Source organism: Streptomyces sp. NPDC000941 (assembly GCF_053599555.1).
Map to the genome: position 1 here is coordinate 1 of NZ_JBSFMM010000131.1, position 13,472 is coordinate 13,472.

The 13,472-nt window shown below is 73.1% G+C and carries 14 protein-coding genes; 6 read left to right on the forward strand and 8 right to left on the reverse strand.

What is annotated here, in order from left to right:
• Both ACWDSL_RS33500 and ACWDSL_RS33505 read right to left on the reverse strand, forming a co-directional pair.
• On the reverse strand, positions 1-549 hold a 549-nt coding region (locus ACWDSL_RS33500), incomplete at its 3' end, for an acyl-CoA dehydrogenase family protein (RefSeq protein WP_450491719.1).
• Positions 550-592: 43 nt separating this feature from the next.
• Entirely contained in the window at positions 593-1,804 is a 1,212-nt protein-coding gene (locus ACWDSL_RS33505) for an acyl-CoA dehydrogenase family protein (protein WP_450491720.1), read from the reverse strand.
• Between the two features lie 61 nt (positions 1,805-1,865).
• Here ACWDSL_RS33505 and ACWDSL_RS33510 point away from each other — a divergent pair, with 61 nt between their 5' ends.
• The 3 genes from ACWDSL_RS33510 to ACWDSL_RS33520 all read left to right on the forward strand — a co-directional run bounded on the left by ACWDSL_RS33510 (position 1,866) and on the right by ACWDSL_RS33520 (position 4,540).
• Positions 1,866-2,684, forward strand: coding sequence for an SDR family oxidoreductase (locus ACWDSL_RS33510; protein WP_450491741.1), 819 nt, complete (start codon positions 1,866-1,868; stop codon positions 2,682-2,684).
• Between the two features lie 76 nt (positions 2,685-2,760).
• Entirely contained in the window at positions 2,761-3,348 is a 588-nt protein-coding gene (locus ACWDSL_RS33515) for a TetR/AcrR family transcriptional regulator (protein ID WP_450491742.1), read from the forward strand.
• 34 nt (positions 3,349-3,382) lie between these two features.
• The gene (locus ACWDSL_RS33520) at positions 3,383-4,540 is read left to right on the forward strand and encodes an acetyl-CoA C-acetyltransferase (RefSeq protein WP_450491721.1); all 1,158 of its coding nucleotides are present in this window, start codon (positions 3,383-3,385) and stop codon (positions 4,538-4,540) included.
• Here ACWDSL_RS33520 and ACWDSL_RS33525 read toward each other — a convergent pair.
• Genes ACWDSL_RS33525 through ACWDSL_RS33540 form a run of 4 tightly spaced genes read right to left on the reverse strand, consistent with a single transcriptional unit; the run spans position 4,524 to position 7,988 of the window.
• Positions 4,524-5,573: an NAD(P)H-dependent flavin oxidoreductase gene (locus tag ACWDSL_RS33525; protein WP_450491722.1), complete on the reverse strand. Its 1,050-nt coding sequence runs from the start codon at positions 5,571-5,573 to the stop codon at positions 4,524-4,526. The genes ACWDSL_RS33520 and ACWDSL_RS33525 overlap by 17 nt on opposite strands.
• Positions 5,573-6,310, reverse strand: coding sequence for a CoA-transferase subunit beta (locus ACWDSL_RS33530; protein WP_450491723.1), 738 nt, complete (start codon positions 6,308-6,310; stop codon positions 5,573-5,575). The genes ACWDSL_RS33525 and ACWDSL_RS33530 overlap by 1 nt, the downstream gene beginning before the upstream one ends.
• Entirely contained in the window at positions 6,307-7,155 is an 849-nt protein-coding gene (locus ACWDSL_RS33535) for a CoA transferase subunit A (protein WP_450491743.1), read from the reverse strand. Before ACWDSL_RS33535 ends, ACWDSL_RS33530 begins: the two co-directional genes overlap by 4 nt.
• Before the next feature lie 17 nt (positions 7,156-7,172).
• Positions 7,173-7,988, reverse strand: a complete 816-nt coding sequence (locus ACWDSL_RS33540; protein WP_450491724.1) for an enoyl-CoA hydratase family protein — start codon at positions 7,986-7,988, stop codon at positions 7,173-7,175.
• Positions 7,989-8,067: 79 nt separating this feature from the next.
• Here ACWDSL_RS33540 and ACWDSL_RS33545 point away from each other — a divergent pair, with 79 nt between their 5' ends.
• Entirely contained in the window at positions 8,068-8,859 is a 792-nt protein-coding gene (locus ACWDSL_RS33545; protein ID WP_450491725.1) for an SDR family oxidoreductase, read from the forward strand.
• A complete protein-coding gene (locus tag ACWDSL_RS33550) occupies positions 8,856-9,770 on the forward strand; it encodes an SDR family oxidoreductase (RefSeq protein ID WP_450491726.1) in 915 nt (304 codons plus the stop codon). The genes ACWDSL_RS33545 and ACWDSL_RS33550 overlap by 4 nt, the downstream gene beginning before the upstream one ends.
• Here the strand turns inward: ACWDSL_RS33550 and ACWDSL_RS33555 are convergent.
• On the reverse strand, positions 9,765-10,826 hold the full coding sequence (locus tag ACWDSL_RS33555) for an SGNH/GDSL hydrolase family protein (RefSeq protein ID WP_450491727.1): 1,062 nt from the start codon (positions 10,824-10,826) through the stop codon (positions 9,765-9,767). The genes ACWDSL_RS33550 and ACWDSL_RS33555 overlap by 6 nt on opposite strands.
• 184 nt (positions 10,827-11,010) lie before the next feature.
• Between ACWDSL_RS33555 and ACWDSL_RS33560 the strand changes: the two genes are divergently transcribed.
• The gene (locus ACWDSL_RS33560) at positions 11,011-12,945 is read left to right on the forward strand and encodes an ABC transporter ATP-binding protein (RefSeq protein WP_450491728.1); all 1,935 of its coding nucleotides are present in this window, start codon (positions 11,011-11,013) and stop codon (positions 12,943-12,945) included.
• Here the strand turns inward: ACWDSL_RS33560 and ACWDSL_RS33565 are convergent.
• Positions 12,932-13,450 (reverse strand): hypothetical protein, encoded by a 519-nt coding sequence (locus ACWDSL_RS33565; RefSeq protein WP_450491729.1) that lies wholly within the window; start codon positions 13,448-13,450, stop codon positions 12,932-12,934. The two genes, ACWDSL_RS33560 and ACWDSL_RS33565, sit on opposite strands and share 14 nt — an antisense overlap.
• Positions 13,451-13,472 lie beyond the last annotated feature (22 nt).

The window sequence follows — 13,472 nt, forward strand, 5'->3', positions numbered from 1 at the left end:
GCTCGCCAGCGTCTCGCCGCCGCCGAGCGGCCGGGCCAGCCGCCTGGCGGGATCCAGCGAGGGCTGCACCGGCCCGTGCCCCGGAGCCGCCCGAAGCCGCTCGCCCCCGACGGCGAACACCGCGTCGGCGGCGTCCGCGTCCAGCGCGTACGGACCGCCCGCGGGCGCCGCGAGCGTGACCATCGCCTGCCCCGCCGCGATGCGCGGCAGCCAGTCCTTCGCCGCCGCTGCCGCGTCGCCGCGCTCGGCGAGCGTCGCGAGGAGGACCGCCGCGGCGGCCGTCTCGACCAGCGGCCCCGGCACCCCGTGCCGGCCCGCCTCGACGTACGCCACCGCGAGCTCCACCGGCAGCGGTCCCGCGCCCTCGTAGCCTGAAGGAACGGCCAGCGCGAACACCCCGGCCTCGCCCAGCCGCCCCCACACCGCCCGCCCCGGCTCGCGCTCGCCCCGTGCCCAGGCCCGTACCGCCCCCGGGGTCCCGGCGGCGGAGAGCATACGGTCCAGGGTGTGGTCGAAATCCTTCTGCTCCTGGTCCAGCAGGAATCTCATCCGTACCGCCTCTTCGTCGCTCGTCCCGGCAGGGGACCCGGCCTCATCTGCGGCCCTTCGGCAGTCCGAGCAGCCGCTCGGCGATGATGTCGCGCTGGATCTCGTTGGTGCCCGCGTAGACCGGGCCCGCCAGGGCGAAGGTGTAGCCGTCCGCCCAGGCGCCGCGCGCGGGCGCGTCGGGGGCGGAGTCGGCGAGTTCGCCATGGGGTCCGAGCAGGTCAAGGGCCGTCTCGTGGAGGGCGATGTCCAGCTCGGACCAGAAGATCTTGTTGAGGCTCGACTCGGCGCCCAGGGAGTCACCGGCGGCCAGCCGGGAGGCGCCCGCGTAGGCGAAGAGCTCATACGCGCGGGCGCGGATCACGGCGTCGGCCACCCGGTCGCGCAGCGCGGACGAGTCGTCGGCCGCGGGGTCGGCGTCGGGGGTGGTGTCGGGGTCTGCGTCGGCCGCTCGTTCGCGCCACAGCGCCGCCAGCCGGCGCGCGGTCGCGGTGAAGCGCCCCGGGCTGCGCAGGGTCAGCCCGCGCTCGTTCCCCGCCGTGCTCATCGCCACCCGCCAGCCCTCGCCCGGCTCGCCGATCACATCCTCGTCGGGCACGAAGACCTGGTCGAGAAAGAGCTCGGCGAAGGCGGGCTTGCCGTCGAGGCGGCCGATGGGGCGTACGGTCACGCCCGTCGCGCGCAGCGGGAACATCAGATACGTGAGTCCGCGGTGCGGAGCCGACGCCCCCCGGTCGCTGCGGAAGAGGCCGAAGGCGCGGTCGGCGAAGGCGGCCCGGGACGACCATGTCTTCAGACCGTTCAACAGCCAGCCGCCGTCGGCGCGTTCGGCGGTGGAGCGCAGCGACGCGAGATCCGAACCGGATTCGGGCTCGGACCAGGCCTGCGCCCAGATGACCTCGCCACGGGCCAGCGGCGGCAGCACCCGGGCCCGCTGTTCGGCCGTGCCGTGCTCGAAGAGCGTGGGGGCCAGCAGACTGATCCCGTTCTGGCTGACCCGGCCGGGCGCCCCCGCCGCGTAGTACTCCTCCTCGAACAGCAGCCACTCGACGAGCGACGCGCCCCGCCCGCCGTACTCCTCGGGCCAGCTCACCGCCGACCAGCGGTCCGAGGCGAGCGTCCGCTCCCAGGCGCGGTGGGCGGCGAAGCCCTCGGCGGTCTCCAGGGAGGGCAGGGGCTCGGCGGGCACATGGGCAGCGAGCCACCGCCGCGCCTCGTCCCGGAACACCTGCTGTCGCTCGGTCAGGTCCAGATCCACCGGAGCTCCCGCCCCCTCCCCGTTCCCTAACAAGTGTTTGGTAGGTTACCGTGGCGCCGTGATGGACAACAAGGCGGACAGCAAGGCGGGCAACCAGGCCGACCGAGCGCCCTACGTCCCCGGCCACGGCCTCCTCACCGGCCGCACGGCCGTCATCACGGCCGCGGCGGGCACCGGCATCGGCGGCGCCACCGCCCGCAAATTCCTCGAGGAGGGCGCCCGCGTCGTCATCGGCGACGCCCACGCCCGCCGGCTGAAGGAGACCGTCACGGCGCTCGCCGGGGAGTTCGGGGCGGACCGGGTCGCCGGGACGGCCTGCGATGTGACCGAAGAGGACCAGGTGGCCTCGCTCCTCGACCTCGCCGAGGAGGCCCACGGCCGCCTCGACGCCGTCGTCAACAACGCCGGGCTCGGCGGCACCGCCGAGCTCACCGAGATGACCGACGAGCAGTGGCAGAAGGTCATCGACGTCACGCTGGGCGGCACCTTCCGCTGCACCCGCGCCGCGCTGCGCCGGATGAGGGCCGACGGCCGCGGCGGCGTCATCGTCAACAACGCCTCCGTCGTCGGCTGGCGCGCCCAGGCCGGCCAGGCCCACTACGCCGCGGCCAAGGCCGGCGTGATGGCCCTCACCCGCTGCGCCGCCGTCGAGGCCGCCGCCTACGGCGTACGCGTCAACGCGGTCGCGCCGAGCCTGGCCATGCATCCGCACCTGGTGAAGGTGACCACCCCCGAACTGCTCGCCGAACTCACCGAGAAGGAGGCGTTCGGCCGGTACGCCGAGCCGTGGGAGGTGGCCAACGTCATCGTCTTCCTGGCCAGCGGCTACTCCTCGTACATGACGGGCGAGACGGTGTCCGTCAGCAGTCAGCACGCGTGAGGCGGAAGGGCCGGAGAGGCGGGACAGTGACAATGGTCATGTGCCGAAGACCAGCGACAACAGCAAGAAGACCACCGTGACCCCGTCCCCCCGGCGACGCCGGGAACTGCTCTCCACGGCGGCGGAGGTGTTCGCCGCGCACGGGTACAACGCGACCACCGTGCGCCGCATCGCCGATGAGGCGGGGATGCTCGCGGGCAGCCTCTACTACCACTTCGACTCCAAGGAGGCGATGGTCGACGAGATCCTCTCCACCTTCCTCGACGAGCTCTGGGCCGGCTACGAGGCCGTGCTCGGCGCCGGGCTCGGCCCCAGGGAGACCATTGAGGCGCTTGTCACCGAGTCCTTCCGGGAGATCGACCGGCACCGGGCGGCGGTCGCCATCTACCAGAAGGAGTCCAAGCACCTCTCGGCCCAGCCCCGCTTCGGCTATCTCACCGTCTCGCAGCGGAAGTTCGAGGAGGCATGGCTGGGCACGCTCGAGCGCGGGGTGGCCGAGGGGGCCTTCCGCGCCGACCTCGACATCCGGCTGGCGTACCGCTTTCTGCGCGACACCGTCTGGGTCGCCGCCTCGTGGTACCGGCCGGGCGGACAGCACAGCCCCGAGGAGATCGCTCGCCAGTACCTGTCGATGGTCCTGGACGGCATCACCCCGCGGGCCTGACCACCGGGCTTCACACCGGGATCAAGGAGCGATCATGGCCGAGGCATACATCGTCGAAGCGGTACGGACCCCGGTCGGCAAGCGGAACGGCGGACTGGCGTCCGTCCACCCGGCCGACCTCGGCGCGCACGTCCTGCGCGCCCTGATGGAGCGCTCCGGCGCCGACCCGGCCGCCGTCGAGGACGTGGTCCTCGGCTGCCTGGACACGGTCGGCCCACAGGCCGGGGACATCGCGCGCACCTGCTGGCTGGCCGCCGGGCTGCCCGAGGAGGTCCCGGGCGTGACCGTCGACCGGCAGTGCGGCTCCTCCCAGCAGGCAATCCACTTCGCGGCCCAGGCGGTCCTCTCCGGCACCCAGGACCTGGTGGTCGCGGGCGGTGTGCAGAACATGTCGATGGTGCCCATCGCCTTCGCCAGCCGCCAGGCGACCGTCCCGCTCGGGCTGACCGAGGGCCCCTACACGGGCTCCGAGGGCTGGCGGGCGCGCTACGGCGACCGGCCCGTCAACCAGTTCTACGGCGCCGAGCTGATCGCCGATAAGTGGGGCATCACCCGCGAGGCGATGGAGGAATTCGCGCTGCGCTCCCACCAGCGGGCGCTACGCGCCATGGACGAGGGCCGCTTCGACCGCGAACTCGTGCCGTACGGGGAGGTCACCGCCGACGAGGGGCCGCGCCGGGACACCAGCCTGGAGAAGATGGCCGGCCTCAAACCGGTCATGGAGGGCGGCCGGATCACCGCCGCCCTGTCCTCCCAGGTCTCCGACGGGGCCGCGGCGATGCTGATCGCCTCAGAACGCGCGGTGCGCGAACACGGCCTGACGCCGCGCGCCCGCGTCCACCACCTCTCGGTGCGCGGCGAGGACCCGATCCGCATGCTGTCCGCGCCGATCCCGGCGACGGCGCACGCGCTGAAGAAGACCGGCATGACCATCGACGACATCGACCTGGTGGAGATCAACGAGGCCTTCGCGCCCGTGGTGCTGGCCTGGCTGCGGGAGTCGGGCGCGGACCCGGAGAAGGTCAACGTCAACGGCGGTGCCATCGCCCTCGGCCACCCGCTGGGCGCCACCGGCACCAAGCTGATGACCACCCTGCTGCATGAACTGGAGCGCACGGGTGGGCGATACGGCCTGCAGACGATGTGTGAAGGTGGCGGCCAGGCGAACGTGACGATCATCGAGCGGTTGTAAGCCGGCCCAGCACCTCCGCCGCCTCCGCCATCACCCGCTCCACCAGCTCCGCGCACGACAGCAGGTCGTCGATCACCCCGGCGACCTGCCCGGAGGCCATCACCCCGCTGTCCATACGGCCGTCCACCATCGACGCCTTCAGCAGCATCGGCGTGTTGGCGGCCAGCAGCACCTGACTCCAGGTCAGCTCCTTGCCGTGCTTCATCGCGAGCCCGTCGCGCACCATCCGCGCCCAGCTCAGCCCGGACAGCCGCCGGAACGCCGCGGCGTGTCGCAGCGCCCGCGCCAGCGCCGCGACACGCCCGGACCGTTCCAGGGAGGCGACCAGCTCGCTGCGCAGCATCCGGTGGGGGAGCCCGTCGACCGCCGTGGTGACGGTGACGTCCGTGACCGACGCCGCCAGATAGCGGGCCTTGACCGCGTCCGGGACCGTGCTGTCGGTGGTCAGCAGAAAGCGGGTGCCCATCGCGACCCCTGCCGCTCCGTACGCGAGCGCGGCCACCAGCCCGCGTCCGTCGAAGAAGCCGCCGGCCGCCACGACGGGGATGTCGACCGCGTCCACGATCTGGGGCAGCAGCACGGCGGTGCCGACGCTCCCGGTGTGGCCGCCGCCCTCGCCGCCCTGCACCACGACCGCGTCCGCGCCCCAGGCGGCGACCTTCTCGGCGTGTCGCCGCGCGCCGACGGACGGGATGACGACCACGCCCGCGTCCTTCAGCCGGGCGATCAGCTCCCGCGTGGGGGCGAGCGCGAAGGACGCGACTCGCACCCCCTCCTCGATGATGATCCGCACCCGTTCCTCGGCGTCCCCCGCGTCCGCCCGCAGGTTCACGCCGAAGGGCGCGTCGGTGCGCGAGCCGACCTCTCGTACGGCCGAGCGCAGCTGGTGCGGGGTCATGGTGGCGGAGGCGAGGATGCCGAGCGCGCCGGCGTTGGCGGTGGCGGACACCAGCCGGGGCCCGGCCACCCACCCCATACCGGTCTGGACGATCGGATGGCGCACGCCGACGAGCTCGGTCAGCGGGGTGTCCATCAGGCGGGCACCTCCCGCTCGCGCAGCCTCCCCGGGTCGATGACCTCCCGGATCAGCCGCAGTTCCGCGCCGGTGGGCTCGCGGGTGTACGGGACGTCGTCGGCGATGTCGAGCGCGAAGCCGGTCGCCTCCCGCACCTGCTGGGCGGTCACGCCCGGGTGCAGGGAGCGCACGCGCATGGTGCGGTCGGGCGTGGCGAAGTCGAGCACGGCCAGGTCGGTCACGACGCACGGGATGCGGTGGTAGCGGGTGGCGGACGGCCCCGCGGCGGCCGCCCGGTCGTAGCCGACGCCGCAGACCATGTCGACGCGTTCGACGAAGACACGCGGGGAGTGCCGGGGCACCCAGTAACTCGTCGGGTTGTTCAGCGTGTTGACGGGCGCGCCGCGCACGCCCAGCAGCTGCCGCCGGGGCCGCTTCCAGTCGCCGATGCAGCTGATGTTCTGGTTGCCGTGCCGGTCGAGCTGGCCGGCGCCCATCATCACATGCCGCTTGCCGCCGCTCACCAGCGACAGATGCTGGCGGTAGGGCAGCCAGCCCTCCACCACCCCCGGCCCGTCGCCCAGCAGCATGGCCTCGCCGTCCGTGAGCAGCAGGTCGGGCGCGAAGGTGAGCCGGGCCAGCTGGGCGCCGATACGCGGCACGGTGCCCATGGGGGCGGCCAGGACCTCGCCGTCGCCGCGCCATGCCTCCGCGCAGGCCACCACGCAGTACTCGGCCCGGGTGACCGTACTCATACGCCCTCCTTGGCGAATGCCGCCACCGCCGTCTGGTACGCGTCCTCGTCGCCGGACAGGAAGCGCTCGGTGAACTCCCGCCATGCGCCCGGGTCGGCGGCGGCCTTCGCGTACGCGTGCTGGAACGCCTCGTCGCGCCCGTAGTCGGGGGCGCAGGAGGTGAAATGGGCGCCGTTCGGGGTCTCGATCACGCCGGTCACCGAGTGGCGCTTGACCAGGAGAGTCTGCGGACCGCCCGCGTCCGCGAACTCCGCGCTGTCCACGATGTGCTCGCACGAGACATACGCCGCTTCGGCCGCCTCGCAGAACAGGTCGTCGAAGTACGGGTCCGGGCCCAGATACTGGCCGTTGCCGTATGCGTCGGCCCGGTTGAGGTGCACCAGCGCGGCGTCCAGCCGCAGGGCGGGCACGGCCACCAGCTCCTCCCCGTCCTCGTACGGCGAGGTGACCGTCCGCAGCCCCGGGTTGACGGTCATCACGTCCGAGCCGAGCCCCGCCCGCACCGGCATGAACGGCAGCCGGTGGACGGCGGCGGTCAGCCCCCACATGAACATCGCCTCGTCCAGCTCCACCAGTTCGAGGTCCCCGCGCTCGCGCGCCGCCCTGAAGTGCGGTTCGAGCGGGATCGAGTCGAGCGTGGCGAAGGCGGCGACCAGCTTGCGGACCTTCCCGGCGGCGGCCAGCAGCCCGACGTCGGGACCCCCGTACGAGACCACGGTCAGATCGGTGACCGGCGAGCGCAGCAGCGCCCGCACCAGCGCCATGGGCTTGCGCCGCGATCCCCAGCCGCCGATGCCGACCGTCATACCGCTCTCGATCCGGCCGACGGCCTCCTCCGGGCTCATCCGCTTGGTGCCGGGGCTCAACGCCGCTCACCCGCCTCGGCAGAAGGGCCAGCAGAAAGGCCAGCAGAAAGACCGGCAGAAAGACCGGAGGAGGGGCCGGACATGAACGCCTCGCGGTGCCGGTCGGCGATGCCGCTCAGGTTGGCCTCGAAGGTGAAGCCCTGCTCGAAGCGGTAGCTGCGGCGCACATCGACCGGATCGATGCCGTTGATCGCGGCCTTGGCCAGCCGCAGCAGCGCCCCGTCCTTGGCGGCGATCTCGCGGGCCAGCTCCAGCGCCGCGTCCGAGAGCTCCGCGCGCGGCACGACCCGCCACACCGACCCGTGCCGGTGCAGCTCCTCGGCGGTCACGGTGCGCGAGGTGTAGTACAGGGCGCGCATCAGGTGCTGCGGCACCAGCCGGGCCAGATGGGTGGCCGCGCCCAGGGCGCCCCGGTCCAGCTCCGGCAGCCCGAACGTCGCGTCGTCGCTCGCCACGATCGCGTCGGCGTTGCCGACCAGGCCGATGCCGCCGCCGAGGCAGAAGCCGTGCACCGCCGCGACGACCGGGACCTGGCAGTCGTAGACGGCGGCGAACGCCTCGTAGCAGCCGTGGTTGGCGCCGATCAGGGCCTGGTGCCCCTCGGTGCGCTGCATCTCCTTGATGTCCACGCCCGCGTTGAAGCCCCGCCCGGCGGCGGCGAGGACGACACAGCGCACATCCGGGTCTCTGCCCGCGCCGCGCACGGCGGACGCGAGCTCGTACCAGCCCTGTACGGGAAGGGCGTTGACCGGTGGGAAGTCCACGGTGACGACGGCGACGCCCGCGTATGGGGCGGAGGTGGAGACACCCATGAGCAGATCCGCTACCTTTCCACCAAACATTTGTTAGGCAAGAACGTAGCAGCGCTCGGGGCGCAGCGGGAGGTGTCACGTGGCCATCACCATCGACCTGTCCGGGCGCGTCGCGGTCGTCACCGGAGGGACGCGGGGCGTGGGGGCGGGGATCGCGCGGTCGCTGCTCACCGCGGGCGCCGAGGTCGTGGTCTGCGCCCGTCGGCCAGGGGAGCGGCCCGTCGAGGCGGCGGGCCGCACGGCCCGCTTCCTGCCGCTGGACGTGCGGGACGCGGACGCCGTCGGCGCCTTCTTCGAAGGGCTCCGCGGCTCGTACGGCCGGCTCGACATCCTGGTCAACAACGCCGGAGGCAGCCGATTCGGACTGCTCGCCGACTCCGGGCCGCGCCACGCGGCCCGCGTCGTCGAGCTGAACCTCATCGCCCCCCTGACCGTCTCCCTCGCCGCCTACGAGGTGATGCGGCATCAGGAGCGCGGCGGCTCCATCGTGATGATCGGCAGCGTCAGCGGGACCCGCCCGTCGCCCGGCACCGCCGCCTACGGAGCCGCCAAGGCGGGCCTCGCCAACCTCGCCCACTCCCTGGCCGTCGAGTGGGCCCCCACGGTCCGGGTGAACACCGTCGTACTCGGCATGGTCCGCACCGAACTGTCCCATCTGCACTACGGCGACGAGGCCGGGCTCGCCGCCGTCGGCCGCACCATCCCCCTCGGGAGGCTGGGCGAACCTGACGAGGCGGGCGACGCCTGCGTCTTTCTCGCCTCCGACCTCGCCGCGTACATCAGCGGCGCCGCCCTGTACGTCCACGGCGGCGGTGAGCGCCCGGCCTTCCTCGCCGCCGCCAACGTCAACGAGCAGGAGGACCCAAGATGACCGGACTGTGCGCCGGACGCGTCGCCGTCGTCACCGGAGCGGGCCGCGGTCTGGGCCGCGCACACGCACTGGCCCTCGCTGCCGAGGGGGCCAAGGTCGTCGTCAACGACCTCGGCGTGGCCCTCGACGGCGCGGCGGGCCGGGGGAGCCCGGCTCAGGACGTCGCCGACGAGATCCGGGCGCTGGGCGGCGAAGCGGTCGCGCACGGCGGCGACATCGCCACCACCGACGGCGCGGCCTCCCTGGTCGCCACCGCCCTCGACACCTACGGCCGGCTCGACGCCCTCGTCAACAACGCGGGCTTTCTGCGCGACCGCATGCTGATCAACCTGGACGAGGACGACTGGGACGCGGTGCTGCGCGTCCACCTCAAGGGCCACTTCCTGCCGCTGAGGCACGCCGCCGCCCACTGGCGCGCCGAGGCGAAGGCGGGCCGCGCCCCGGCCGCCCGCGTGGTCAACACCAGCTCGGGGGCGGGGCTGCTGGGCAGCGTCGGCCAGGGAAACTACTCCGCCGCCAAGGCCGGGATCGTGGGGCTGACCCTCGTGGCCGCCGCCGAACTGGGCCGCTACGGCGTCCAGGTCAACGCCATCGCCCCGGCTGCCCGCACCCGGATGACCGAGCAGGCCTTCGCCGAGACCATGGCGGCCCCGGACCAGGCCGGCGCCTTCGACGCGATGGCCCCCGAGAACGTCGCACCGCTCGTCGTCTGGCTCGCCTCCGCCGACAGCGCGGGTGTCACCGGCCGGGTCTTCGAGGCCGAGGCCGGGCGCATCACCGTCATGGAAGGCTGGCGGCCGGGCCCGACCGCCGACAAGGCAGCCCGCTGGACTCCGGCCGAGGCGGGCGACGCCGCCCGGAAGCTGCTCGCCGCCGCCGAGCCGCCGCTGCCGGTGTACGGGGCGTCATGAGCCCGCCGGGACCTCCGGCGTACATCCCGCGTGGCGCAGGGCCGCCAGGAAGCGGGCGGCGAAGACCGGGTGGCCCGCGGGCGCGGGATGCAGCCGGTCCAGGCCCTCGGGCTCCAGCAGCAGCCGCGTACAGCTGGGCCCGAACACCTTCGGGCCGTGGATGTAGTGCAGATTCGTGTCCCCGTGCGTACGCAGCAGCTCGACCGCGCGCCGTATGTGCGCCCGGCACTCGCGCATCGTCATACCGGAGGGCCCCGGCACCTCCTCCCGCTCGGGCGCGACGATGTTCGACATCACGGCGAACGGGGTCGTGGGATGCCCCTCGCGCACCGTCGTGACGAAGCCGACCAGCGCCGAGGCCAGCGAGTCGCGGTTGTGGCTGCCCAGCGCCTGGATGTTGATCCCGACACAGACGGTGAGCACATCGGCCGGCAGGTCCCGCATCAGCCGCGCGGTCATCGGCTGAAGCTGGCAGGCCGCGCCCAGCGCCAGCGAGGTCAGCTCCCAGCCGGCGCGCCGGGCCACCAGGGCGGCCCATGTCCGGCTCGGGGAAGCCGCGCCGCGCCCCTGCGAGATGGAGCTGCCGTAGTGCACCCAGCGCGGCCGCCCCTCGCCGCCGTCACGCCCGACCGCCGCGCCCGCGTCCAGCGTCACCTCGCACAGCCGGAACTGATGGTAGAAGGGCAGCCACAGCTCGACCGCGGCCATCCGCCCCGGCAGGCCGTCGACCCGGAACTCCGCGTCCTCACCGTGTGTCTGGAGCTCGACGGTGGCCGAGTGCCGCCCCTCGCAGAGCACATCCAGCCGCGCCACCTCCGGCGGGCCATTGAGCCTCGGTGCGGGATCCGCCTGATAGCGGCAGGTCAGCCCGGTGCTGTCGGTACGCAGGCCCACCCGCACCCCCGACGGCATCGCCGCCCGCCCCAGCCCGCCCTCGGGCAGATACAGCGCCGCCTCCGGATGCGGCAGCCGCCACGGCGCGGTCCAGCCGGGGCCCCGTTGCAGCGATACCGCCCCCCGGTAACGCAGCCGTGGGTCGTCGTGGGCCAGACGCACGCCGCACTCTCCTCCGTTTTTCGGCTCGGGGAAGGGCGCGCACCCCGCCCCACCGCGGACGCACCATGCCCCACACCTCGCACATCGTGCCACGGAGCGCGGCCGAGGCCGACCGGAAATGCATCGCGGACGGCCCCTCCGCTACGACAGACTGACGCGGTGCCTACGCGGAGGGGGTGGTGCGATGCCGTGGCCGCGGCGACGCAAGCAACAGGCCACTGAAGAGACATCGGAGTCCGAGCGACTGCTCTTCGGCGGACGGCTCCGGTACGACATGGGATTCAGCCGCTACGACGACGCCTATCTGCATCTGTCGTTATGGGCGATGGCCCGCAGGCTCCCGCGCCTGGTGGGCTCCACCGTACGGCTCGCCTGGGCCGCCGACCGCAGGGCGCTGCGAACGGTCGCGGCGGCGGAGCTCGGCCAGGGGATCGGCCAGGCGTTCAGCCTGGTCGCGGTGAACGACGCGCTGGCGGCGCTGCTGTCCGACGGGGCGACCGCCGACCGGCTGCACAGCGCACTGCCGTCGCTGATCGTGGTCGGCGTGGTGGCGGTTCTCGGCGCGCTGCTGGCCTCGGCCTCGACGGCCGGGACCGGCCGACTCGAGCCGAAGGTCGAACGGGTCGCGACCGAGCGGTACTTGGAGTGCGCGGCCCGTGTGGAGCTCTCCGCCATCGAGGACGCGGAGTTCCACCGGCTGCTGGACTCCGCCCAATACGGGGCCTCCTCGGCCCGGCGCATGGTCAAGTACTGCGTGGCGGTGGTCAATGGACTGCTCGCCGTCGTCGCCGCCGCCGGAGTGCTGACCGTTCTGCACCCCGTGCTGCTGCCCCTGCTGGTGCTCATCGCCCTGCCGCGCAGCTGGAGCTCGCTGCGCATCGCCCGGCGCCGCTATCTCTCCTTCCACACCATGATCGAGCACGCCCGCGCGGGCCATCTGCTCAGCCGGCTGCTCACCGAGCGCGAGGCGGCGCAGGAGGTCCGGGTGCACGGCGTCGGCGGCTTCCTGCTGCGGCACTTCCGCCGGATGTCGGAGTCCGCGGAGGCGGAGCAGACCCGGCTGGCCGACGCCGCGGCCGGTACCGAGCTGATCGCCGCGACGCTCACCGGCGCGGCGACCCTCGCCACCTACTCGGCGCTCGCCGGGCTGCTGCTCTCCGGCGGCATGGAGCTGTCCGTCGCGGGCACCGCGGTCATCGCGATCCGCACCGGTTCGCAGAACCTGTCCACGCTGGTGCTCCAGCTCAACCAGCTCTACGAGGAGATGCTGTTCGTCCAGGACCTCGACCGACTCTGCGAGGACGCCGAGCGGTACGCCATCCCCGAGGGCGGGCTGCCGCTGCCCGAGGAGCCGGAGGAGATCCGCTTCGACTCCGTCTCCTTCACCTACCCCGGCAGCGACCGGCCCGCCCTGGACAAGGTCAGCCTCACCATCCCCGGCGGGGGCGTGGTGGCCCTCGTCGGCGAGAACGGATCAGGTAAGTCCACCCTGGTCAAGCTGCTCGCCGGGCTCCATCTGCCGGACTCGGGGCGCATCCTGTGGGACGGCACCGATATCGCGGAGGCCGACCGCGAACAGCTCTTCTCCCGGATCGCCATGGTCAACCAGGACTTCAAGCGCTGGCCGTTCACCGCCAAGGCGAACGTCGCGATCGGCAGTCCGCAGAGCCCCATCCGTGCCGAGGCCCTGGACCGCGCGGCGGCCTACGCCGGGGCCGACGACATCGTCGCCGGGCTGCCGCACGGCTGGGACACCCTGCTGGCCCGGGAGTTCCGCGGCGGCCACCAGCTCTCCGGTGGCCAGTGGCAGCGGCTCGGCATCGCCCGCGCCCGCTACCGCACCGCGCCCGTGCTGCTGGTCGACGAGCCCACCTCGGCGCTCGACGCCCGCGCCGAGCTGGCCGTCTTCGAGCAGATCCGCGCGCTCGCGGGGGAGGGCCAGACCGTCGTGCTGATCACCCACCGACTGGCGTCCGTCCGGCACGCCGACCTGATCCACGTCCTCCACGAGGGGCGGCTCGCCGAGTCGGGCACCCCCCAGGAGCTGCTGGACCGGGGTGGCATCTACGCCGAGCTGTTCCATCTGCAGGCCTGCCAGTACGACCTCAGCGGACCGTGACCACCCCATGGCCGGCGAGACCGGAGAGGAGGCGATCCCTGCGGCGCATGGCCTCGGCCGGGTCGCGGATGTCGGCGCTCAGCATCCCGAGGCGGTCCACCAGCTTCTCGACCGCCGCGTTCTGCGCGGGGGAGCGGTCGGGGAGCAGCGGGGACTCGAAGCCGTGCTGCCACACCCTGGCGATCGCGTGGTCGTTCTTCCAGCGCACCTCGCGCAGGGTCTCCAACTGCAGTTGGGCGGCGGTGCTGCTGTCCATGCCGCAGTGGGTCCAGTCCTCCGCCTCGCCGTCCAGGTCGAACACCTCGAGACCGAAGCGGTCGGCCTCCTGCCAGATCGGCATGGTCTCGTCGTTCATCATGAAGACGTAGAGCGCGAACTGGCCGGAGTACTCCGACACCAGGAACCGCCTGGTGTCCTCGAAGAGTTCGGGGGTCTCACCGGGATAGCCGACGATGAACGAGACGAAGGAGTGGATCGAGCTGTTCTGCAGCAGCTCGAAGGCCATCCGGTTGGCGCGCCGGGCTCGA